Source organism: Rothia sp. HMSC076D04, from assembly GCF_001814645.1.
Lineage (GTDB): Bacteria > Actinomycetota > Actinomycetes > Actinomycetales > Micrococcaceae > Rothia > Rothia mucilaginosa.
The window spans coordinates 45004-68490 of sequence record NZ_KV817374.1 but is presented as its reverse complement, the minus strand read 5'-3'; the positions used below and the strand labels follow the sequence as shown (position 1 = coordinate 68490).

19 protein-coding genes are annotated in these 23487 nt (G+C 61.2%); 18 read left to right on the top strand and 1 reads right to left on the bottom strand.

From position 1 onward, the window contains the following. Window positions 1-72: 72 nt before the first annotated feature. From rimP to HMPREF2980_RS08095, 15 genes are all read left to right on the top strand, one after another. On the top strand, window positions 73-744 hold the full coding sequence (gene rimP, locus HMPREF2980_RS08165; RefSeq protein WP_049341694.1) for a ribosome maturation factor RimP: 672 nt from the start codon (window positions 73-75) through the stop codon (window positions 742-744). Between the two features lie 109 nt (window positions 745-853). Next, window positions 854-1951 carry a transcription termination factor NusA gene (gene nusA, locus HMPREF2980_RS08160; protein ID WP_049328007.1) on the top strand — a complete coding sequence of 366 codons (1098 nt, stop codon included), beginning with the start codon at window positions 854-856 and terminating at the stop codon, window positions 1949-1951. A gap of 251 nt (window positions 1952-2202) precedes the next feature. Then, window positions 2203-2544, top strand: a complete 342-nt coding sequence (locus HMPREF2980_RS08155) for a YlxR family protein (RefSeq protein ID WP_049341695.1) — start codon at window positions 2203-2205, stop codon at window positions 2542-2544. Between the two features lie 219 nt (window positions 2545-2763). Further along, window positions 2764-5661: a translation initiation factor IF-2 gene (infB, locus tag HMPREF2980_RS08150; protein ID WP_049341696.1), complete on the top strand. Its 2898-nt coding sequence runs from the start codon at window positions 2764-2766 to the stop codon at window positions 5659-5661. A gap of 174 nt (window positions 5662-5835) precedes the next feature. Continuing rightward, window positions 5836-6276: a 30S ribosome-binding factor RbfA gene (gene rbfA / locus HMPREF2980_RS08145; RefSeq protein ID WP_005507090.1), complete on the top strand. Its 441-nt coding sequence runs from the start codon at window positions 5836-5838 to the stop codon at window positions 6274-6276. After that, window positions 6277-7374, top strand: a complete 1098-nt coding sequence (gene truB, locus HMPREF2980_RS08140; RefSeq protein WP_070691324.1) for a tRNA pseudouridine(55) synthase TruB — start codon at window positions 6277-6279, stop codon at window positions 7372-7374. A gap of 192 nt (window positions 7375-7566) precedes the next feature. Continuing rightward, window positions 7567-8304 (top strand): DUF4345 domain-containing protein, encoded by a 738-nt coding sequence (locus HMPREF2980_RS08135; RefSeq protein WP_049338490.1) that lies wholly within the window; start codon window positions 7567-7569, stop codon window positions 8302-8304. 262 nt (window positions 8305-8566) lie between these two features. Further along, window positions 8567-9583, top strand: a complete 1017-nt coding sequence (locus tag HMPREF2980_RS08130; protein ID WP_049341697.1) for a bifunctional riboflavin kinase/FAD synthetase — start codon at window positions 8567-8569, stop codon at window positions 9581-9583. A 261-nt stretch (window positions 9584-9844) separates the two neighbouring features. Continuing rightward, window positions 9845-10303 (top strand): S-ribosylhomocysteine lyase, encoded by a 459-nt coding sequence (locus tag HMPREF2980_RS08125; RefSeq protein WP_049341699.1) that lies wholly within the window; start codon window positions 9845-9847, stop codon window positions 10301-10303. Continuing rightward, window positions 10303-11196, top strand: coding sequence for a 5'-methylthioadenosine/S-adenosylhomocysteine nucleosidase (gene mtnN, locus HMPREF2980_RS08120; protein ID WP_049341700.1), 894 nt, complete (start codon window positions 10303-10305; stop codon window positions 11194-11196). Before HMPREF2980_RS08125 ends, mtnN begins: the two co-directional genes overlap by 1 nt. 218 nt (window positions 11197-11414) lie before the next feature. Next, on the top strand, window positions 11415-11753 hold the full coding sequence (locus HMPREF2980_RS08115; protein ID WP_005507096.1) for a hypothetical protein: 339 nt from the start codon (window positions 11415-11417) through the stop codon (window positions 11751-11753). A 253-nt stretch (window positions 11754-12006) separates the two neighbouring features. Next, a complete protein-coding gene (locus tag HMPREF2980_RS08110) occupies window positions 12007-13422 on the top strand; it encodes an amino acid permease (RefSeq protein ID WP_070604810.1) in 1416 nt (471 codons plus the stop codon). A 283-nt stretch (window positions 13423-13705) separates the two neighbouring features. Then, window positions 13706-13975 (top strand): 30S ribosomal protein S15, encoded by a 270-nt coding sequence (rpsO, locus tag HMPREF2980_RS08105; RefSeq protein WP_005507098.1) that lies wholly within the window; start codon window positions 13706-13708, stop codon window positions 13973-13975. 392 nt (window positions 13976-14367) lie between these two features. Next, window positions 14368-16587, top strand: coding sequence for a polyribonucleotide nucleotidyltransferase (locus tag HMPREF2980_RS08100; RefSeq protein WP_049345119.1), 2220 nt, complete (start codon window positions 14368-14370; stop codon window positions 16585-16587). A gap of 200 nt (window positions 16588-16787) precedes the next feature. Next, window positions 16788-18119 carry a M16 family metallopeptidase gene (locus HMPREF2980_RS08095; RefSeq protein WP_049345116.1) on the top strand — a complete coding sequence of 444 codons (1332 nt, stop codon included), beginning with the start codon at window positions 16788-16790 and terminating at the stop codon, window positions 18117-18119. Between the two features lie 245 nt (window positions 18120-18364). Here the strand turns inward: HMPREF2980_RS08095 and HMPREF2980_RS08090 are convergent, their stop codons facing one another. Beyond that, window positions 18365-20311 (bottom strand): acyltransferase family protein, encoded by a 1947-nt coding sequence (locus HMPREF2980_RS08090; protein ID WP_070687917.1) that lies wholly within the window; start codon window positions 20309-20311, stop codon window positions 18365-18367. Between the two features lie 252 nt (window positions 20312-20563). Between HMPREF2980_RS08090 and dapB the strand changes: the two genes are divergently transcribed. The 3 genes from dapB (at window position 20564) to dapA (ending at window position 23135) form a co-directional block, all read left to right on the top strand. Continuing rightward, window positions 20564-21334 (top strand): 4-hydroxy-tetrahydrodipicolinate reductase, encoded by a 771-nt coding sequence (dapB, locus tag HMPREF2980_RS08085; protein ID WP_049345105.1) that lies wholly within the window; start codon window positions 20564-20566, stop codon window positions 21332-21334. A 9-nt stretch (window positions 21335-21343) separates the two neighbouring features. Then, window positions 21344-22006 (top strand): tetratricopeptide repeat protein, encoded by a 663-nt coding sequence (locus tag HMPREF2980_RS08080; protein ID WP_070691322.1) that lies wholly within the window; start codon window positions 21344-21346, stop codon window positions 22004-22006. Window positions 22007-22199: 193 nt separating this feature from the next. Next, window positions 22200-23135 carry a 4-hydroxy-tetrahydrodipicolinate synthase gene (gene dapA, locus HMPREF2980_RS08075; RefSeq protein WP_005507104.1) on the top strand — a complete coding sequence of 312 codons (936 nt, stop codon included), beginning with the start codon at window positions 22200-22202 and terminating at the stop codon, window positions 23133-23135. Window positions 23136-23487: the final 352 nt, after the last annotated feature.

Below are 23487 nucleotides of genomic sequence, written 5' to 3'. Positions count from 1 at the left end.
AAACCGTCGCCACCTGCCCTACCTCCCAGGAGGTGGGGCAGGGTAGCGGCGGAAGAATGAAAGAAGAGAACTATGGCATACAAGCCGAAGCGTTCTGGCTCTAAGAAGAGCGCCCCGAATGCGCGCGCTCGCCGTGCCGCATCCCGCGTGGCGAATGGTGTGAACACTCCCCGCACTCGCGTTGAGAGTGAGCCCGTGGTGGAGGCACCGGTGCGCGTGGGTACCCGCGCGATTCGTGAGGAAGAGGTTGCCGAGGCGATTGCCCCGGTCATCTCCGAGTTCTCGCTGGTGCTGGAGGGCCTGAAGATTTCGGGCCCGGCGGCGAACCGCACCGTGAAGATTACGGTGGACTACACCGCTGAGCGTACCGATTCGCTGTCGCTGGATTCCCTCGCGGAGATTTCCGGTGCGATTTCGAGCGCCCTGGACCGTGCGGATGAGAACGACGAGTTCTTCCCCTACGAGCTGGAGGTGTCCTCGCCGGGTGCTACCCGTGCCCTGACCGAGCGCCGCCACTGGGAACGTGCCCGTACCCGCCTGATTGCGGTCACCGCACCCGACGGCACCGAGTACCTGGCGCGTCTGCACGAGGTGCAGGATGAAGGTCCGGTGCTGGCTCGTAAGAAGAACACGAAGAAGGGCCAGAAGGAGTCGTACCACGAGCCGAGCTTGCTTCCGTGGGAAAATATTGCTTCTGCTCACGTCGAGATTGACTTCAATTCGCCCGCTGAGCCGGTAGAATAGAGTTATTAAAGCTTCAGGCACGGGGTGTTCCGTGTCAGGTATATACCGTTCGGGAGCCGGGGCGCATTGAGCGTCCCGGCGCCGTGCTAACTGGGAAAGGCTGAAAAGCGTGGAGGATATTAAAACTATTGACCTGGGCGCACTGCGCGCATTGGCGAAGCAGCGCTCTCTCGTCATGGAGGAGCTCTTCACCCTGGTTGAGAACGCCCTGCTGCTCGCGTACATGAAGCAGCCCGGCGCCATTAAGGGTTCTCGTGCCGTCATCGACCACACCACCGGCGAGTTCGTCATTCTGGCTCCTGAGCTTGATGAGGACAACCAGAAGATTGACGAGTTCGACGATACCCCGAACAACTTTGGCCGTATCGCTGCCGCAACCGTCCGTCAGGTGCTTTCGCAGCGTCTGCGTGACGCTGAGGACGCATCCGTTCTGGGTGAGTTCAAGGACCGTGAGGGCACCCTGGTGTCCGGCGTGATTCAGCAGGGCAACAACCCGCGTATGGTTCAGGTTGACCTGGGCACCGTTGAAGCTGTTCTGCCCAGCAATGAGCAGGTTCCGGGCGAGAAGTACCCGCACGGCTCCCGCCTGCGCGCCTACCTGGTTGAGGCTCGCCGCGGCCCCAAGGGCCCCTCGATTGTGGTTTCTCGTTCGCACCCGAACCTGGTTCTGCGCCTGTTCGAGCACGAGGTTCCCGAAATCTCTGAGGGCCTGGTTTCCATTAACTCCATCGCACGTGAAGCTGGTCACCGCTCCAAGATTGCTGTGTCCGCGAAGAACCCGACCATTAACGCTAAGGGTGCGTGCATCGGCGATATGGGTGCCCGCGTGCGTGCGGTTGCTGCCGAGCTGAACGACGAGAAGATTGACATTGTCGACTACTCGACCGATCCGGCAACCTTCATCGCTGCGGCACTGTCCCCGGCGAAGGTCACCGAGGTCATTATCGCGAACCCGCGTGAGTATTCCGCTCGTGCCGTGGTTCCGGATGACCAGCTGTCCCTGGCTATCGGCCGTGAGGGTCAGAATGCGCGTCTGGCAGCGAAGCTGACCGGCTGGCGTATCGATATTCTCTCCGAGTCCAAGTACGCTCAGGTTCGTGCCGAGGAAGAGGTTGCAGCTCGCGTGGCTCGTAGCCTGGCTGAAGAAGCTTCCGCTGAGAAGGCAATTGAAGAAGCAGCAGAAGAGTCCGCACAGGACGCTGAATAAGCATTAGCCCCGGTGAGGGGCGTATCCCGCGGCATATCCTTTTGATGCAGGCGCAAGAGATCGGGCAGCAACGTGCCCGGTGTTCTTGCGCCTGCGTCACAGTTTTGCCCATGATTCTTAAAAACGGGATACACTATTAAGATGTGCCGGTGCGTAACCGGGCGCTTTATCGTGCCCTCACGCGCACCGGATAGAGCATCACGAATGTACTGCGAACGCGGTTCTACACACGCTAGAGAGGGGAGAGGACCATGAGCAATCACGACCTCACCGCAACCTCCGAAGCGTTTGAAGGACCGGTCCGCACCTGCATCGGATGCCGTGCCCGCGATGAACAGCGCAACCTGCTGCGCATCGCCCGCACACCCGTCACGTCTGCTACCGAGCAGGCGGACACCCCGCCCTATCAGCCCGATACGGCGGGAACTATGCCCGGACGAGGCGCTTGGATCCATCCGAGCGAAAAGTGCGTAGCCGCTCTGCAGAAAAAGAACGGTCTGGCGCGCGCCTTCAAAAAAGCGGTCCCTGCAGCCCAGCTGCAGGCGTGCTGTGAGCAGATTCGAGCCGTTATTGCGGACTCGACCCCCTCATAGACGCTTTTCGGGTATATGTCCTCTGTAAGTCAACGAGTTTGACGACTTCTTATCTGAAAGCGAGTCAGAAAACTGATGGATATCTAATGAGTGCCGCGAAATGAGTACCCTTTCGTGCTCACCCACCGGCAATTTCACGAATTGGCGCGCCTTCGGGCGTGCACCCCGTAAACATTAGTGTCCGCACCATTCCCGGTGCGGACCGGGAATGGAGAAAATTTGGCTCAGCCTCGAGTACACGAGTTTGCTAAAGAAGTAGGCGTACCTTCCAAGGAAGTTATTGCCAAGCTTAAGGATATGGGCGAGTTCGTTAAGAGCTCCTCTTCCACCCTGAACCCCATGGTTCTGAAGAAGCTGCGCGCGGAATTCCCCGCCGCAGCCGCTAAGCCTGCCGCAAAGGCAGCACCCGCAAAGGCCGCACCCGCAGAGTCGGCAGCTAAGCCGGCTCCCAAGCCTGCAGCGGCTAAGCCTGCAGCTAAGCCGGCACCCAAGCCCGCAGCGGCAAAGCCTGCAGCTAAGCCGGCACCCAAGCCCGCAGCGGCAAAGCCTGCAGCTAAGCCGGCACCCAGGCCCGCAGCTGAGAGCGCAGCTCCCAAGCCTGCAGCAGCTAAGCCCGCCGCAAAGCCGGCAGCAGCACCCAAGCCCGGCGGCCCCCGCCCGGGTAACAACCCCTTCGCATCCCAGCAGGGCATGGCACGCCCCGAGGCAGCACCGAAGCCGGCAGCACCCAAGCCTGCCGCTCCGAAGCCCGGCCCCAAGCCCGGTCCTCGCCCCGGTAACAACCCCTTCGCATCCCAGCAGGGTATGAAGCGTGGCGGCGGCGACTCGCAGCGTTCCGGCGGTCCCCGTCCGGCACGTAACGGTCGTCCCGGTGGCAACGGCGGCAACGGTGGCGCACGCCCCGGCGGTAACGGCGGTCCCCGCCCCGCAGGTGGCGCACGTCCCGGTGGTAACGGTGGCCCCCGTCCGGCAGCTGGTGCACGTCCCGGTGCATCCCGTCCGGCTGGTGGCGGCGGTGCACGCCCGAACCCCTCGATGATGCCCAAGGTATCCAACGTTGGTGGCGGCGCGTCCGGTTCCAACAACGGCGGCGGTAACGGTGGCGGCGGCGCACGTCGCGGCGGCGGTTCCGGCGGCGGCTTCAACCGCGGTCCGGGTCGTCCCGGCCCCGGCGGTCGCGGCAACGCACAGGGTGCATTCGGTCGCGGCGGTTCCAAGCGTAAGGGCCGCAAGTCCAAGGCAGCTCGCCGCCATGAGCAGGAGCAGCTGAACGCACCGGCACCCGGTGGCGTGGTTGTTCCTCGCGGCGACGGCTCGACCGAGATTCGTCTGCGCCGTGGCGCGTCCATCATGGACTTCGCTGAGAAGATTGGCGCAAACCCGGCATCGCTGATTACGGTTCTCTTCCACCTGGGTGAGATGGCTACCCAGACTCAGTCCCTGGACGAGGAGACCTTCGAGCTGCTGGGTGCCGAACTGGGTTACTCGATCAAGATTGTTTCCCCGGAGGATGAGGAGCGCGAGCTGCTCGAATCCTTCGACATCGACCTCGAAGCCGAAGCAGAAGCTGAGGGCGAGGACGTTCTGGAGGTTCGTCCCCCGGTCGTTACCGTCATGGGTCACGTTGACCACGGTAAGACCCGCCTGCTGGACGCTATCCGTAACACCAACGTCATTGATGGTGAGGCCGGCGGCATTACCCAGCACATTGGTGCATACCAGGTCCACACCACCGTTGAGGGTGAAGACCGCGCGATTACCTTCATCGATACCCCCGGTCACGAGGCGTTCACCGCTATGCGTGCCCGTGGTGCGAAGGTCACCGACGTGGCAATCCTCGTGGTCGCAGCGGATGACGGCGTTATGCCCCAGACCGTTGAGGCACTGAACCACGCACAGGCAGCTAACGTGCCGATTGTGGTTGCTGTGAACAAGATCGATAAGGAAGGCGCGTCCCCGGACAAGATCCGTGGCCAGCTCACCGAGTACGGTCTGATCCCCGAAGAGTACGGTGGCGACACCATGTTCGTGGACGTCTCCGCTCGCAACGGCACCAACATCGACGAGCTGCTTGAGGCTGTCACCCTGACCGCTGACGTGCTCGAACTGACCGCTAACCCGAACAAGGAAGCACGCGGCGTTGCTATTGAAGCAAACCTGGACAAGGGCCGCGGTGCGGTTTCCACCGTCCTGGTTCAGTCCGGTACCCTGCGCGTCGGTGACGCTATCGTTGCCGGTGTTGCTCACGGTCGCGTTCGTGCAATGTTCGATGAGAACGGTCAGGCTGTGAAGGAAGCTGGCCCGTCCCGCCCCGTTCAGGTGCTGGGTCTGTCCACCGTTCCTCGTGCAGGCGACACCTTCCTCTCCACCGAGGAAGAGCGTACCGCTCGTCAGATCGCTGAGAAGCGTGAGGCTGCTGATCGTAACGCTCAGCTGGCTAAGCGTCGTAAGCGCGTGACCCTCGAGTCCTTCGATGCCGCTGTGGCTGAGGGCAAGATGGACACCCTGAACCTGATCATTAAGGGTGACGTCTCCGGTGCTGTCGAAGCGCTGGAAGAGTCCCTGATGAAGATCGACGTCGGTGGCGACGAGGTTCAGCTGCGCGTCATCCACCGCGGTGTGGGTGCTATTACCCAGAACGACGTGAACCTGGCTACCGTGGACAACGCGGTCATCATCGGCTTCAACGTCCGCCCGGCAGAGCGCGTTGCAGAACTTGCCGACCGCGAAGGTGTCGAGATGAAGTTCTACTCGGTCATCTACCGTGCGATTGAGGAAATTGAGCAGGCCGTCAAGGGTATGCTCAAGCCCGAGTACGAGGAAGTGGAGCTCGGCTCCGCAGAGATCCGCGAGGTCTTCCGCTCCTCCAAGTGGGGCAACATCGCAGGTTCGATCGTCAAGAACGGCATCATCAAGCGCAACGCCAAGGCACGCCTGGTGCGCGACGGTTCCGTGGTGGCAGACAACCTCACCATCGAGTCGCTGCGTCGTTTCAAGGACGACGCTACCGAGGTTCGCGAAGGTTTCGAGTGTGGTATTGGCCTCGGCTCCTTCAACGACATCAAGGAAGGCGACATTATCGAGACTTGGGAGATGCGCGAAAAGCCGCGTGTCTAAGACTCACACGCTGATGCGCCCGTCACCCGCTAGTGTTCCCGCACCCGCAGGCTTCTAAAACTTAGAGCCTGCGGGGCGGATGCTGGCGGGGCGGGCGCTTCCGCATTACCTGGAACGCCTCCGTAACACCCCGAGTGTTCGCGGAAGGCGCCACGATATTTCAAGGAGAAACACATGGCTGATGCAGCCCGCGCGGCACGACTTGCCGACCGCATCAAGGTAATTGTGGCGAAGGCGCTGGAGCGTCGTGTTAAGGATCCCCGCCTCGGTTTTGTGACCATTACCGATGCCCGCGTGACCAACGACCTGCAGCACGCAACCCTGTACTACACCGTGTTCGGCTCCGAAGAGGACGCCGCAAACACCAAGAAGGCGCTGGAATCCGCTAAGGGTATTCTGCGCGCCGAGGTGGGTAAGAACATCACAGCCCGCCTGACCCCCACCCTGACTTTCGTCGCTGATGAGGTTCCCGAGAACGCCTTCCACATTGAGGCGCTTCTGCGTGAGACTCGCGAGCGCGACGCCGCCCTGGCTGCTGCAGCCGAGGGTGCCGAGTACGCTGGTGAGGCTGACCCCTACAAGAAGGATGAGCCTGCCGAGGGTGAGGACGCCTAAGTGGCGAAGAAACAACCTCAGGGCCCGTCCGGCCTGATGGTCATTGATAAGCCCGCCGGGATGAGCAGCCACGATGCGGTCTCTCAGATGCGTCGTATTGCTGGCACCCGGCGGGTTGGTCACGCCGGTACGCTGGATCCCGCCGCGACCGGTGTGCTGATTTTGGGCATCAATAAGGCGACGAAGCTGCTGACCTACCTGGTCGGTCAGGATAAAACCTATGACGCGACGATTCGCCTGGGCATTGAGACGCTGACTGAGGATGCCGAGGGCGAGCACACCGCCGCGCATCCTGATGCCGTCGAGGCGCTGACCGGTCTGGACGCTGAGCAGATGCACTCGCGCATCCTGGAGGCTGTGGCGCAGCTGAGCGGCGATATTCTGCAGGTTCCTTCTGCGGTGTCCGCTATTAAGATCAACGGTGTTCGTTCGTATGCGCGTGTGCGTAGCGGTGAGCAGGTTGAGTTGGCGGCGCGTCCGGTGACGATTAGCGAGTTCACGGTACATTCCATCAACCCTGGTTTTGCCGAGTACGTGATTGAGGACCCCGAGAATGAGGGCGAACACGCGGCAACCTCGGTTCCCGTGATTGACTGCAAGGTGACGGTTTCGTGCTCTTCGGGCACCTATATTCGTGCCCTGGCGCGTGATTTGGGCAAGATTCTGGGCACCGGTGGCCACCTGACGGCTCTTCGCCGTACCCGTGTGGGCGCGGTGGTGCTTGAGGATGCCGCCGATTTGGCGCAGTTGAAGCAGCGCCGTGAAGAGTCGGAAGCACCGCTGGAAGATTTGCCGCTACTTCCCCTGGAGGAGGCGGCACGCCGCATCTTTGGTGCGCGTGAGCTCTCCGCCGCGGAGGCGAGCGATATTTCCTACGGGCGCCGTATTAGCCCCAGCGGTGACGGTTCCGTGGTGAAGCGTTCCGTGCACGCGAGCGCGGATGAGTCCGGCGCGGTGCAGCATGCCAGCGTTGAGGGTATTGTGGCGGGCTTCGCCCCGGACGGTACCCTGGTAGCCCTGTTGGAGAATAAGAAGCAGCGCGGGAAGGTGCTGGCCGCCCCGGTGCTGGTTTTTGAGGCGAATCGTTCCTTCAACTAGGCGTTGAAGGCTTATGATAGGCGAAGAAGGTTCGGTGTTTGCGCCTGCCCAAACCTGGTTTGCCCAAATCTATCTGATTCAGCGCCCTGTTGAAGGTGCCCCCTATTCATTCAATGCGCTAACGTATATACAACCCCTGAACACACATGACTACTCGTGCGGGTGCCGCCCGGCCCTGCTGAAGGAGAGAAGATGAGCGAGAACCAGAGCTCTGCTAAGAAGGCGAGTGAGCCTCGTACCGCGCCGGTACCCCGCGTGGAGTCTGCACAGGCTGAAGCTACCGTAACCGGGGCTGCTACTCAGAGCGGTGCCGCGAAGGCTGCCGGTGCTAAGAACGCTGAGCCTATTTCTGCGGCGAAGGCACCCGAGGGTGTTCGCGTAGCCGCACCGGCGTCCGGCGATAAGGCGTCGCAGAAGGCCGATAAGAAGGCTGAGAAGAAGGCAACCCGCGAGGCGTTTGCCCGCCCCAAGAGCCTTGAGGAGGCGGCTAAGCCTCAGAACCGTGCGGCGTTCCGCGCGGCGGTGGCGCTGTACGGTCTGTTCATGATTGCGTACGGTGTGTGGCAGGTTCTGGGCGGTGTCCGCGTCATTCCGGATGCGCCTCAGGACTTTGCGAACGCCTCGGTGCAGTCGAACTACGTGTTCTTCGCGGCAGCCTATGTGGGTGTGGGCCTGTCCTTCGTGTTCATTGCCCTGAAGTTCAAGTGGGTGAACATGCTCGTGTTCTCCTGCCTGGTGGTTTTTCTGGGCGGCGTGGGTCGTATCCTGTCGTGGGCGTTCTTCGGCACCCCGCACTGGTCGCTGATTGTGCTGATGGTGACTGAGCTTGTGATTCCTCCGTGCCTGCTGGTGTGGTACGGCTGGATTAACAAGTCCAATAAGATTCGCGAGGAGATGCTGAAGGCTTCTCGTAACCAGGCTCGTAAGTAGTCGTAACGCCCGGGAAGGTTCCTGCCGCACGGTGGGGTGCCTGCCCGGGCTTTCTTCTGGGCGGGTGCTGCGCATGGATTTTCCAGGTGCGGAGGCTGCACAGTTGCGTGCCAGATACCCCGCCGCATCCGCAAAAGTGGGGGAGAAGGCACCGCCTGCGAGGGGCGCCGTTCCATTCCCTGTTGATTCCCGTTTTGAATTCTGCATCCTGCCGCCTGTGGTCTAGGATGGATAGGTACATTTATCTTTTTCAGGAGAGCCCGTGACCCTCTACACCGCTTTGAGCGAGGTCCCCGCCGGCTACGGCCCCTCGGTCGTGACCATCGGCAATTTTGACGGCGTGCACCGTGGACATGCCCGCGTGATTTCGCGCGTGGTCTCCCTTGCTGAAGAGCACGGTTTGAGCTCTATCGCGGTCTCTTTTGACCCGCACCCGATGCAGGTGCACCGTCCCGAGGCGGCCCACCACGACATTATGGGTCAGGGCTCGCGCCGCTACTTCATGTGCCTGCTGGGTCTGAACGACTACCTGCTACTGAACTACAACCTGGAGTTCGCTGCGCAGACCCCCGAGGAGTTCGTGAAGTCCACCTTTGTGGATGCGCTGAACGCGCGTTTCGTGGTCATTGGTGACGACGTGCGCTTTGGTAAGAACAATTCCGGCGACCTGAACACTATGCGTGAGCTGGGGGAGAAGTACGGCTTTGAGGTCGTGGTCGTTGAGGATCTGATGGTGGATGAGAACACCCGCTGCTCCTCGACCCGCATCCGCCAGCTGTTGCTGGAGGGTGATATGCCCGCCGCAACCGAGCTGCTGGGCCGCCACCACATGATGGCTGGTGAGGTCGTGCACGGTCTGGCGCGCGGCCGCGAGTTGGGCTTCCCGACCGCGAACCTTGAGCTTGAGGCGCGCGGCCTGATTCCCGCCGACGGTGTGTACGCCGGCTGGCTGGTGGACGAATCCGGTAACCGTCACCCCTCCGCTATTTCGGTGGGTACGAACCCGACCTTTGACGGTATTGAGCACCGCCAGGTTGAGGCGCACGTGATTGACCGTCCGAAAGAGCGCGTGGAGGATTTCAACCTGTACGGTCAGCGTGTGCTGATTGAGTTCGTGAAGCGTCTGCGTCCCATGGTGGCGTACACCGGTGTTGAGGCGCTGATTGAGCAGATTAACGATGACGTGGCGCAGACCCGCGAGGTGCTGGCTGAGGACGCGAAGAACTACTGCCCGCCGGAGTGCCCGGTGCAGGCGGAAGTGAAGCATCCCCAGCTCTAACCCCACCACGGGTAACCCAGCCACAGGGCGCCGCAGCCTGCATTTTCTGCGGTGATGACGTGTGATGCCCCGGCGGTAAGATTTTCGGATCTGCCGCCGGGGCTTTTGCGTACCCGACCGGACGGGCAAAAGCGGGCACCTTCTTCGCGCCTGACCGCCTGCGCCTCCGAAGAAACAACCCGCGCCGCACGCCTTGATGTCCTGCGCCTCCCGTGAGGCACCCCTGTTTTAGTCGTCCTCGTTTTAAGAGAAGATAGAGTCATGGAAAAAATGAACGTCGAATCCTTCAACCTCGACCACCGCGCCGTAGCAGCACCCTACGTGCGTATCGCAGACCGCAAGATCCTGCCCGGTGGCGACACCCTCATCAAGTACGATATCCGCTTCACCCAGCCGAACACCGCGCACCTGGAAATGCCGACCGTGCACTCCATCGAACACCTGAGCGCCGAGCACATGCGCAACCACACCGACCGTCTGATTGACTTCTCCCCGATGGGCTGCCAGACCGGTTTCTACGCGCTGACCCTGGGCCTGGAGCCCGAGGATTTCTTCCCCATCCTGGAAGCAACCCTCAACGATATCCTCAACGCGACCGAGGTTCCGGCAGCGAACGAGGTGCAGTGCGGTTGGGGTGCCAACCACACCCTCGAAGGTGCGCAGGCTGCGGCTCGCGAGTTCCTCGCGGCACGCGATGAGTGGGCTCAGGTGATGGCGTAATGAGCGCACAGATCCCTGATGCTTTCGCATCCGCCTTCAACCCGGTGGACTTTGACCCGAACGCTTTCGACCCGGCTGAGGCATTCAACAGCATGTTTGAGCTGATGGACGGCATGTCTAACGCCATCATCATTCAGGTGGCTATGGATGAGGAGCTTGCACCCTTCCTGAAGGTGACCGAGGAGCTGCAGCCGTCCTTCACCGAGGGTGCCGCAGTATTCCACCCGCGTTACCTGCAGGTGGGCGAGGACCAGGTTCCGCTGCTGCTGGTTCGCTCCAAGATTGGTCTGGTGAACGCGGCGAGCGCCGTCACCGAGGCGATCAGCTACTCCTCGAACTGCCTGGGCGTCATCAGCGCAGGTACCGCCGGCGGTTTGGCTCGCGGCATTAACGTGGGCGACGTGCTGATTGGCGAGAACTACACCTACACTGACGCCGACGCGACCGCGTTCGGTTACGCGCGCGGTCAGGTTCCGGGCATGCCCGAAAGCTACGACGGTCAGGCGGATGAGTGGCAGGATGCTCTGGAGCATGCGCTCGCCGCACTGGAGCCGGTGCGTGAGCAGGCTGAGAGCGTGTGGGAGGTGCGCCGCGGCCAGATGCTGGCGGGTAACTCCTTCGTAACCGCCCACAACGTAAAGGACACCCGCGAGGCGTTCGAGGGCGCCATCAGCACCGACATGGAGACCACCGCGATTGCACAGGTCTGCCACAACTACGAGATTCCGTTTATCGGGGTGCGCTGCGTGTCTGATCTGTGCGGCCCGGAGGCTGACCAGGACTTCCACCTCTCCGTGGACGTGGTGGCTCCTCGTTCGGCTCGTTACGCTCTGCAGCTGGCTGCTGAGCTGTGGACCGAAGCGCAGCTGGAGGCGCTGGAGCTGGCTCTCTAAAGTTCTAGAGCATGCGGCACGAAGTGAGCTCGCATGCGGCAAGTGCCGGGGCGTGAACCTGACGGGTTTGCGCCCCGGTCCTTTTATTCCGGTCTTTTTGTACTGGTTTTTGTACCCCAGTCTTTTTATGATCAGGCACCTGATGCACCCGGTTCGTAAGAAATGCAGAAATATTAACCGCGGTGAATATACATTCTGCGTGTCGTGGAGTACTATGAATGTGGAAACTGTCCGATCTCACAGAGGAGTACGTCGTGAAGTTCTGCCCGACTCTCGCCTCCGTCACCGGTCTGCTCGGTGGCTACAAGGTTGCATCTAGCACCGGCATCCGCCCGCTCGGTGGCGCTGTCCTGGCACTGTGCGGTGCCGTGGCTTACAAGAATTGGAAGCGTAAGGCTGGCGCAGGCCGTGCCACCTTCCTCACCGCTGTCTACCTCGGCGCGTTCGGCGCCGCTCATCCGCTCGCCAAGAAGCTTGGCGCGTGGCCTGCAGTCTACACTGTGACTGCTGCAACCGCTCTGTGCTCTATCGTCATTGGACGTAAGCGACAGAAGTAGTCTTTGACGAAAAAGACGGCGGAAAGGCAACGTTGCCTTCCCGCCGTCTTTTGCGTTCCCTCCCACCGTGCAGGCTGGGTGGGGATGCGCCGGGGCGACGCGCGAAGGCAACACTTTCTGCGCAACGCCCCATCACTCGATGGGGAGTGAATCAACCGGTACCGCTCTCAGTCACCTGCTGAGCTGCGGCACCGCTCGATAAGTTTCCCCGCCACCGGCGGGTACACCCCACGAGGTAAAGGAAAAGAAGAAGATGAATACCACTCCGGACTCATCCCCGGTACAGCAGGGCGTAGCTGAGGCTACCTCCGAGAGCCCGCAGCTAGCGCGTGGACTCTCCCTGCGTCACATTATGTTCATCGCCCTCGGCTCCGCCATCGGCACCGGCCTGTTCTACGGTTCGGCATCCGCCATTCAGCTGGCGGGCCCCTCCGTGCTGCTTGCCTACGTTATTGGCGGCGCGGCAGTGTTCATGGTGATGCGCGCAATGGGCGAACTCGCCCTGGCGCACCCGGTCTCCGGAGCGTTCTCCGAATACGCCACCCGCTACCTTGGACGCTGGGCGGGTTTTGTGACCGGCTGGACCTACGCCCTGGAAATGGCGCTGGTCGCCATCGCGGACGTCACCGCCTTTGCCGTGTACATGAAGTTCTGGTTCCCGAACAGCCCCTCCTGGATTTGGATCGTCTCGGTTCTGCTGATTCTGCTCGCCATTAACCTGGCGAAGGTCAAGGCGTTCGGCGAAACCGAATTCTGGTTTACCCTCGTGAAGGTCAGCGCCATTATCGCCATGATCGTTGGCGGCGTGGTTCTGCTCTTCGTGGGTGTGCAGGCGCACGACTCCGTGGCGCCCTCGGTTACGAACCTCTGGGCTCTTGAGGGCGGCTTCTTCGCAAACGGATTTACCGGCTTCCTCGCTTGCTTTACCGTGGTGATGTTTGCCTTCGGCGGTATTGAGAACATCGGTATTGCCGCCGGTGAGGCGAAGGACCCGCGCACCTCGATTCCCAAGGCGATTCGCACGGTGCCGTTGCGCATCCTCATCTTCTACATTCTGACCCTGTCGGTCATCATGTCCCTGTACCCCTGGTACTCGGTGACCAAGGCGAACTCGCCGTTCGTGCAGATCTTTGAGGGACTGGGCATTCCGGCTGCCGCTTCGATTCTGAACGTGGTCATCATTACCGCCGCCATCTCTGCGCTGAACGCGGATGTGTACGGTGCCGGCCGCATGATGTACGGCCTGGCGAAGCAGAACCTGGCGCCGGCTTCCTTTGCGAAGGTTACGAAGAATGGTGCGCCCTGGATGACCACCCTCATCATGGTGCTGGTTATGGCGGTCGGCGTGATTGTGAACGTGCTCTTCGAGAACGCGTTCGAGGTGGTCGCCTCCCTGGCAACCTTCGCGACCGTATTCGTGTGGGTTATGATTCTGCTGGCGCACATTGCCTTCAAGCGCAGCGGCGCCGATACCGAGGCGCAGCCGGTACGCCAGCCCCTGTGGCTGAGCTACCTGGCGTTGGCGTTCATGATCTTTATCGTGGTGCTCTTCGGCTGCTTTTCCGATACCCAGCTGGCGCTGGTGATGGGCGCAATCTGGTGCCTGTTCCTGCTGGGCTACTACCGCCTCGTGGTGGTGCGCACTCGCGCTGAAGCAGCAGAAGCATAGGGAGCAGAAGCACAGACACCGAATAAACGTAGAGCCCTGTGCGAGAACCCGGCGTGAGAGCCCGGTGCGAGAACCCGGCTGCAAAGCCCGGCGACCGGTAGTGTGATGAGCTACCTGTCGCCGGGCTTCTGCTCACCCTTCCACGAAAGCGCCCCGGTAGCGTAGAATGGGAAGAACGCGTCTGCAGTCCGCAGTAGACGACGTGTATTACAGGGCGTAAGCCCACCACCCGGCGGCAACCGTCCGTACGGGACGTATGCGGTACTAACTCTAGGAGTTAAAAGTGGCACTGGATCCCGCTGTCAAGCAGGCAATCATCAAGGAATACGCAACCCACGAGGGCGACACCGGTTCGCCCGAGGTTCAGATTGCAGTTCTGTCTCGTCGTATCGCCGACCTGACCGAGCACCTGAAGTTCCACAAGCACGATCACCACTCCCGTCGTGGCCTGATGATCCTCGTTGGTCGTCGCCGCAACATGCTCGGCTACCTGAAGAGCGTCGACATCGAGCGTTACCGTTCGCTGATCGAGCGCCTGGGTCTGCGCCGATAAAACAGGAGCGTCTTGACGCTTTTGTGGTGATTAATCGCCTTTAGGCGGTGTGTGCGGACGTGCTGTCAGCGCTACCAACCCTCCAACACGGAGGCGGGTAGCGCCAGCGCGTCCGTACTGCCGCGTTGAGGGGCGCATCTTCCGCTCGCTTGATTCCAACGCTAGATTCACAGCGAGAAATCGGTAGAAGACGCCGCCTCACCTGAAAGAAAGAACAGAAGGCCGTGCCGGCACACACGCCGCGGTCCTCGGTAGCGAATTACGGAACAACACCACCCCACAACCTTGCCGACACACGTCGCGCACACGAAAAGGCGGGGGAGAGGTGCCGTGGTTTCCTATCGAAGGCCGACTCGTGCGCCGTACGGCCTGCCAAGAAGAAAGAAGGAACCGTGGAAGGTCCCGAAATCAAGTTTGCTGAAGTCGAAATCGACAACGGCATTCACGGTAAGCGCCACGTGCGCTTTGAAACCGGCCGCCTCGCAAAGCAGGCTGCTGGCTCCGTCCTCGTCACCATCGATGACGAGACCACCCTGCTCTCCGCAACCGCAATCGGCAAGTCTCCCCGTGAGGGCTTCGACTTCTTCCCGCTGACCGTGGATGTGGAAGAGCGCATGTACGCAGGCGGCAAGATCCCCGCATCGTACTTCCGCCGCGAAGGCCGACCCAGCACCGAGGCAATCCTGGCTGCACGCCTGATTGACCGCCCGCTGCGCCCCGCCTTCACCAAGGGCATCCGCAACGAGGTTCAGGTCGTTGTGACCGTCCTGACCTACGAGCCGGACGAAATCTACAACACCTTCGCAATCAACGCTGCATCCGCATCGACCTCCCTGTCCGGTGCGCCGTTCAACGGCCCCATCGGTGGCGTGCGCATGGCACTGATCGACGGCCAGTGGGTCTGCTTCCCCAAGTACTCCCAGCTGGAAAACGCTGTGTTCGACATGGCTGTTGCAGGTCGTATCGTCACCAAGGCTGACGGTACCGAAGACGTCGCCATCATGATGGTTGAGGCAGAAGCAACCGACAACTCCTGGAAGCTCATCAAGGAAGACGGCCAGATCGCCCCCACCGAAGAGATCGTCGCAGAGGGCCTGGAAGCAGCTAAGCCCTTCATCGCAGCACTGTGCAAGGCGCAGGCTGACCTGGTGGCTCGCGCAGGCAAGCCCGCCCTGGAACTGCCCTTCTTCGGCGGCCACGGCGAAGACGTCGACGCAGCAGTTGAAGCATTCGCAGCAGACCGCCTGGCAGAGGTGTACTCCATCGCTGGCAAGCAGGAACGCGAAGCAGCAGCATCCGAGCTGCAGGAAGAGCTCATGGAAGCTCTCACCGGCGAAGGTAAGGAATTCGAAGAGCGCTCCAACGAGGTTTCCGTAGCATTCGCTGCCCTGACCAAGCACGTGGTGCGCCAGCGCATCCTCACCGATCAGGTCCGTATCGACGGCCGCGGCCTGACCGACATCCGCCAGCTCACCGCTGAGGTCGAAATCCTGCCCCGCGTTCACGGCTCCTCGCTCTTCGAGCGCGGCGAAACCCAGATCATGGGTATCACCACCCTGAACATGCTCAAGATGGAGCAGCAGCTGGACTCCCTGCACCCGGTCAAGTCCAAGCGCTACATCCACCACTACAACTTCCCGCCGTACTCCACCGGTGAGACCGGCCGCGTGGGTTCGCCCAAGCGCCGCGAAATCGGCCACGGTGCACTCGCAGAGCGTGCAATCACCCCGGTGCTGCCCTCCCGCGAAGAGTTCCCCTACGCAATCCGTCAGGTCTCTGAGGCTCTGGGCTCCAACGGCTCGACCTCCATGGGTTCGGTCTGCGCATCGACCCTGTCCCTGCTGAACGCCGGTGTGCCGCTGCGCGCACCCGTTGCAGGTATCGCAATGGGCCTGGTCTCTGACGAGGTTGACGGCGAGACCCGCTACGCAGCCCTGACCGACATCCTCGGCGCGGAAGACGCACTGGGCGATATGGACTTCAAGGTTGCAGGTACCTCCGAGTTCGTGACCGCTATCCAGCTGGACACCAAGCTCGACGGTATCCCCGCATCCGTGCTCGCTGGCGCACTGACCCAGGCACGTGAGGCTCGCCTGCACATCCTCGAGGTGCTCGTCAGCGCGATTGACGCACCGGATGAGATGAGCGAGTTCGCACCGCGCATTATTTCCGTGAAGATCCCGGTTGCCAAGATCGGTGAGGTCATCGGCCCCAAGGGTAAGATGATCAACCAGATCCAGGAAGACACCGGCGCAGACATCTCCATTGAGGACGACGGCACCGTGTACATCGGCGCAGCTGACGGCCCCTCCGCCGAGGCTGCACGTTCGGCAGTGAACGCTATCGCTAACCCGCAGGTTCCCGAGGTTGGCGAACGCTACCTGGGTACCGTAGTGAAGGTGACCGACTTCGGTGCGTTCATCTCCCTGACCCCCGGTAAGGACGGTCTGCTGCACATCTCCGAGATGCGTAAGCTCAACGACGGCAAGCGCGTTGTTGACGCTGAGGACGTTGTCTCCGTGGGCCAGAAGGTCCAGGTGGAGATCACCAAGATTGATGACCGCGGCAAGCTCTCGCTGGCACCGGTCGTTGAGGGTGGCGACGACGACTAGTCGTAACCCCCGCTAAGTGATGAGGGGCGTTCGGCGCACCCGGTGCGGTTGATTCCCCGCCGGATGCACCGGGCGCCCCTTCGCTGTGCTTGCCCTGCATCTTTTGATGCTCACCCGCCCCACCAGCTGTGGGACTGCCTACAGGTAGTGGGGCGGGAATGCTTACCTTCAGACGTACCTGTTGAAAGGTTCTTCTCTCTATGTCTATTTCCCTGCCCGTCGAGCTTGAGGTCATCGCCGAAGAGCTCAACTACGAGCACGGCCGCCTCATCTACGAGGGTGTAGGCGGTAACGAGGTGCGCCGCTCCATCCTGCCCGGTGGCGTACGCGTGATTACCGAAAAAATGCCCGGTACCCGCGGCGTATCCATCGGGTTCTGGGTGGGAGTCGGCTCCCGCGACGAAGCCCCCGGCATGCTCGGCTCCACCCACTTCCTGGAGCACCTGCTGTTCAAGGGCACCGGCACCCGCACCGCCCTGGACATCGCCTCCTCCTTCGACGCGGTAGGCGGCGAATCCAACGCCCTGACCGCTAAGGAACACACCTGCTACTACGCGCGTGTGCTCGACGATGACGCACCCATGGCGGTGGACGTCATCACCGACATGGTCACCAACGCCCTGCTGGACCCGGCTCACCTTGAGCAGGAACGCGGCGTGATCCTCGAAGAGATCGCCATGGACCAGGACGACCCGACCGACGTTGCTTTCGAAAACTTCGTGGAGCAGCTCATGGGTGAGAACCCGCTGGGCCGCCCCATCGGCGGTACCCCGCAGGAGATTACCGAGGTGCCGCGTGACGCCGTGTGGGAGCACTACAAGCGCTACTACACCCCGGACCGCCTGGTTATTTCTGCCGCAGGTTCGCTGGAGCACAGCACCATGGTCCGCCTCGTGCTGGAGGCGCTGACCCGCTACGGCTGGAACCTGCAGGAGGGCGTGGCGCCGGCACCGCGTCGTGTACGCACCGACAGCGGCATTCTTCCGCTGAGCGAGCTGCGTGAGGTGGAGAAGGGCTTCGAACAGACCAACATTGTGATGGGTTGCCCGAGCATTATCGCCGGTGACGACCGCCGCTACGCGATGAGCGTGCTGACCAGTGCATTCGGTGCGGGCATGTCTTCGCGCCTGTTCCAGGAGATTCGTGAGAAGCGTGGCCTGGCCTACAGCACGTTCGCGTTCTCCGGTGCGTACTCGGATGCCGGCTACTTCGGCATGTACGCGGGCTGCCTGCCCGCTAAGACCGAGCAGGTGCGTGAGGTCATGGGCTACGAGTTCGATAAGCTCGCCACCGCCGGTATTACCGAGGAAGAGCTGACGAAGGTCCGCGGCCAGCTGGCTGGTTCCACCGTGCTCGGTAGCGAAGATTCGGGTTCGCGCATGTCCCGCCTGGGTCGCGCCGAGCTGGACTCTGGACTGTTCACCAGCACCGATGAGCTGCTGGAGAAGATTCGCGCGGTCTCCCTGGAGGAGGTTCGCGACTTGGCGGCGTACCTGGGGCAGCAGCAGATGATTACCACCATCGTGCGCTAGCCCCTGAACATCCCTAAAACACAACGCTGATAAGGCATAGAATGCCCGTTCCCACACCCCACCAAAGCGGGGAGGGAACGGGCATTTTGTATGTATCGGCACCTATCAAAGAGATGCCTCCAAGAAGTGCTTCCGGGCGCTCTGCCGCCCATGCTCTTGACGCTCAGCATGAGCGGCAGAACCCGAAAAGCTACTGCTCAGAGCTACCCCAGAACACTGCTTCTGAGAGCTACTTCTGAGAGCTACTACTTCTGTGCCTTGGCAATAGCCTCCATCAGAACCTGGGCGTAGAGCTCCTGACCGGCAGCCTCCGGGTGAACACCATCGGAGGAGAGCAGACCGCTCTGAGTCTGCAGAGCCTGGCGGATCGCAGAGTTCCAATCCGCAATAATCACGCGATCAGAATGCTGAGCCGCAAACTCACGAATCTTACCGTTCGAGTAGTCAATCCAAGTCAGGTTGCGCGGGCCGTAACCGGTGACCAGCACCAGCTTAGAATCGGCAGGCATAGCCGCCAGAACCTCGTCGAGCTGACCGTCCAGAATGGTCGAGTTAGCGGTCACCGATAGCACGAAGGTCTTACGAATCTGACCGTTGGCACCCATGGATTTAATAATCGGCAGGGCCTTAGCGATGGTGCGTGCTTCCTGCGCGTCAATAGTTGCTTCGGGCATCTTGTCGTACAGCTCGGGGGATACCGCCACCACAATGGAGTCACCCACAATGGTCACCTGCGAAGAGTCCACCGAACCGGTTGCAGCCTTCGATGCCGAGGGGCTTGCCGAAGCCTTCGCGTCCTTACCCGCAGCGCTCGGGCTTGCCGATGCGCTCGCAGCCTGCGCCTCCTGACGAGCCTTCAGGCGTTCAGCGGCGGCACGCTTGCCGTCCTCAACGGACTGCTGCGCGGTAGTCATCGCCGGAGCGGTGTGCACCGCCAGACCGGTCGAAGCGGCAGCCACCACAACAGCCAGAGCCACCGAAACCGGCAGGAACTTAGTGCGTGAAGACTGGAAAGCCGCCACCACGCGATTAGCGCTACCGCGGAAACCGTAGCGGCGAATCGGGGTCTCAACCCAGCGGTACGACATCTCCGCAATCGCGAAGGTCGCCACCAAAACGCCCACATTTACCAGCGGGGAACGGTCCGCACCCATCAGGTAGTGCATGACCACGGCGAGCGGCCAGTGCCACAGGTACAGGCCGTAGGAGCGCTCACCCACCCAACGCAGGGGAGCGAAGTTCAGCAGGCGGCGCAGCACCTCGGAAGCGCCAGCAAGCATGTCCGGAAGCATGCCCTGAATCACGCCCAGCGCCAGCAGGGAGGCGCCGAACAGACCCCAGGGAATCGCACCGGGAGCCGACTCGGGAACCAGAATTGCGTAGGGAATCAGAGCGAACAGGGACAGCCAGCTGATCATGACGCGGGCGAAGGCAACCAGGCCGAAGGGCTGAGCCACGCGGTACAGCACGGACTGCTGCAACGGCGGGTACAGCGACCAGGGGCGCGCAAACGCCAGCAGGGCGCCGAGCAGCAGGCCGTACAGGTGAGTGTCGGTGCCGTAGTAGACGCGGCTAATGGGTGCGCCGGACATCAGAAGAGCGGTAGCAACGCTCAGTGACGCAATAATGCCCAGCACCATAACCACGCTGAAGCGACGCCACGAACGGCGCAACAGCACGCCGGCGCCAACAATGAGCAGCGGCCACACCACGTAGAACTGTTCTTCCACTGCCAGGGACCAGAAGTTTGTGAAGAGCTCCGGGGAGGTCTGCGCGAAGTAGTCATTACCGGCAAAAATGGAAATCCAGTTGGACGAGAAGGTCGCCGCACCGGCGAGCTGTCGGCCGAGGTTCACCTGAATATCGCCGCCAATGAGCAGGCTGACCGGTCCCATGACCAGAATCAGCAGGGTAATGGCGGGAAGTAGTCGGCGGGCACGGCGAATCCAGAAGTTGCCCAGGGCAATTTTGCCGGTGAGAGCACCTTCACGCAGAAGCAGGGAGGTAATCAGGAAACCGGAGATGACGAAGAAAATATCCACGCCGATCATGCCGCCGGGTAGTACGGTGGGCCAGAAATGGTACACCATCACGAGGAGCACAGCGATTGCTCGCAGACCGTCCAGACCCGGCAGAATATAACGCCGGTTAGCCTCATCTGGACGCACGGAGGAGGTAAAGAGGGACTTCATACTGTCAAAGCACTCCGTAGGATGGAAATTATAGAAATACTTCCTAATTATATGGTTGCTAACTTTAGATAACGTATTAAACGGCTTGTATGACGGTTAGATTACTTCGCTTTTTATGCCGCTGAGGTTCCGCAGGGCATCTCACCCAGCGTGTGCGATGGCGTGCACCGCGCTCACACGGGGATAATAGAGGCTGTACGTCACAGCGTCTGCCCCATCGTCGGGGTGCTCATAAGTTACGGAGGAGAGAAGATGGCCCGCGAGGGTAACGAAAAAATCTGGAAGGTAGCGGTACTCGGTGCCGCGGGCCGTATGGGTTCTGAGGCGGTGCGCGCCGTCAACACCTCCGCAGACATGGACCTGGTGGCGGCACTGGGCCGCGGCGACGACCTGCAGGAGCTGGTCGATGCTGGTGCAGAGATTGTTATTGACCTGACCGTTCCCGATTCCAGCGAGGCGAATGTGCGTTTCGCGGTGGAGCACGGTATGCACGCGGTGGTCGGTACGACCGGTTGGACCCCCGAGCGTCTGAACTCCCTGCGCGAACTGCTGGCTGAGCACCCCGAGGTGGGTGTGCTCATCGCCCCGAACTTTGCGATTGGTTCGATTCTCGCCACCGAGTTCGCGGCGAAGGCGGCACGCTACTTCGAGTCTGTAGAGATTATCGAGATTCACCACCCAAATAAGGTGGACGCCCCCTCCGGTACCGCTGTGCACACCGCCCGTAAGGTGGCTGCCGCCCGCGCGGAGGCTGGCGTGGGTGCAAGCCCGGATGCCACCACCTCCGATCCTTTGGGTTCGCGTGGTGCCGTAATCGACGATATTCACGTACATGCGGTGCGTCTGCGCGGCATGGTGGCGCATCAGGAGATTCTGCTGGGTGACCCCGGTCAGCAGCTCGTGATTCGTCATGATTCCTTTGACCGTACCTCCTTTATGCCCGGCGTGCTGTTGGGTGTGCGTGAGGTGGCGGCGCATCCGGGTTTGAGCGTGGGCTTGGACGCCTACATGGATTTGTCGTAGGGGAGCGTTATGTCTGAACAGACTTCACCCGACGCCTCGCAGGTATCTTCCGAGGCTCGTAGCCCCTGGTGGACTTCACTGCGTCTGTGGACTGTCTGCGCCTGCGTGCTGATGGTGCTGACCGTACTGATTCTGCCGCTACCTCTGGCAGCGCGTGCCTCTATTTTGGGTGTGCTGATTTTTAGCGCTGTCTTCGTGACGGTGGATGCAGGCGGCTGGGGTAAGACTTTCGCGGCGCTGACCTGCGCGCTACTGACCCTGTACCTGGTGCATATTGCGCAGCAGGGCTTCGTGATGCTGACGTCCGGTTCTGTGGCTGGCATTGTTCTTGGTGCGGGTATGATTCTGCTGCCGATTCTGGGTGCGTGGGCGCTGGTGCGTGAGGTGCTTTTCGGCGCTCGTATTCAGCGTATGGCTCAGGAGCTGGCTGCTTCGGGTGAGCTGGCGGAGGATACCCTGCCGCGCACCCCGGCGGGTCGTGTGGACCGTGAGGCGGCAGCGGTGGAGTTTGAAGGCTTCGCGGCGGCGGTTGAGCAGGACCCCGAGAACTGGAAGGCTTGGTTCAACCTGGCATGCATGTACGATGCGGGCGGCGAGCGCAAGCGTGCCCGTGCGGCGATGCGTAACGCGTGGGCGTTGCGTTCGGGCGGTCAGGCGAAGGGCATGCGTTAGGCTCTGACCCTGCGATCCCTAGTCAATGCCACATTTATTTTCGGTATGAGACTGATAACGCCGAGGCTATGTGCCCGGTTTCATAGGCTCTCGTGGAAGTACCGCGGGTTTGAAAGAGTCCGAATAGTAGAACACGCATGAAAACTTATGCGTTCTAACGGAAAAATCTGCATTTCGGGCGTACTCTGGACATATGTCTGAGAACCTTTCGAACCCCGGTACTTTTGTTGAACCTGTCTTCGGTCGCCTCCTGACCGCAATGGTGACCCCCTTCGCGAAGGACGGCTCCGTTGATGAAAAGCAGGTTGCAGACCTGGCGAACTACCTTGTGGAGAACGGCCACGACGGCCTGGTGGTCTGCGGTACCACCGGTGAATACTCCACCATGACCGATGACGAGAACGAGCGCGTCTTCCAGATTGTGAAGGACACCGTCGGCTCTCGCGCGAAGATTATTGCCGGTGTTGGTTCGAATGACACCGCGCACACTATTGAGCTGGCGCACCGTGCCGAAAAGATTGGTGTGGACGGCCTGCTGGTTGTGACCCCCTATTACAACAAGCCGACTCAGCCGGGTGTCTACGCCCATTTTGCGACCGTTGCGCAGGCAACTGAGACCCCCGTCATGCTTTACGATATTCCGGGTCGTGCGGGCATCCCCATCGCACCCGAAACCTACCGTCGCCTTGCAGAAATTGATAGTATTGTAGCGGTGAAAGACGCCAAGGCAGACTTCGGTGCCGCAACCGAGGTCATGGCAACCACCGACCTGCACTACTACAGCGGCGACGACGGACTGACCCTTCCCTGGATGGCAATGGGCGCCGTCGGCCTCGTTTCGGTGACCGCACACGTGGCACCTGCACTCTTCCGTGCCCTGATTGATGCTGTCGTTGCACAGGACCTGGTGGAGGCTCAGCGTCTTCACCTGGAACTGACTCCGATTGTCCGAGCAACCATGGGTCGTGCCCCCGGTTGCGTTGCTGCCAAGGAAATTCTCTCCTGGCAGGGTGTGCTGGATGAGCCCGTCGTTCGCTTGCCGCACGTACTCTCCGAACCGGAGGTTGCCCAGGCTATGCGAGCTGACTTGCTCTCCTCGAGTATCGCTCACACCCTGAAGAACGCCTAAACTTTAACGCAGAACCTGCACAACTTATCGTGCAGAGCGCGTATATATAGAGGACTTAGGCTACCGTCACACCCCGCTTTTGGGGCGCATGATGTAGTCAACGGATGCGGACTCCACACCTAACACTAGGTGAGGGGTCCGCTCTGGCGTATTGCCACGGTTTACCGCCCAATGATTCGGCCCCCACTCAGACAGGGACGTAACTTAGGCAGAGGCACCCGCGCAGTACGCCCCCAATACTTTTAAATACTTTCGGTGATTTGGACGCACCGGCAGCACCTCCGCCTCGGCACATGGGAGCCGAACCGGCGGGAGCGCTTGCGGTACGAAGCGTCGCCTACGAATCACAGAC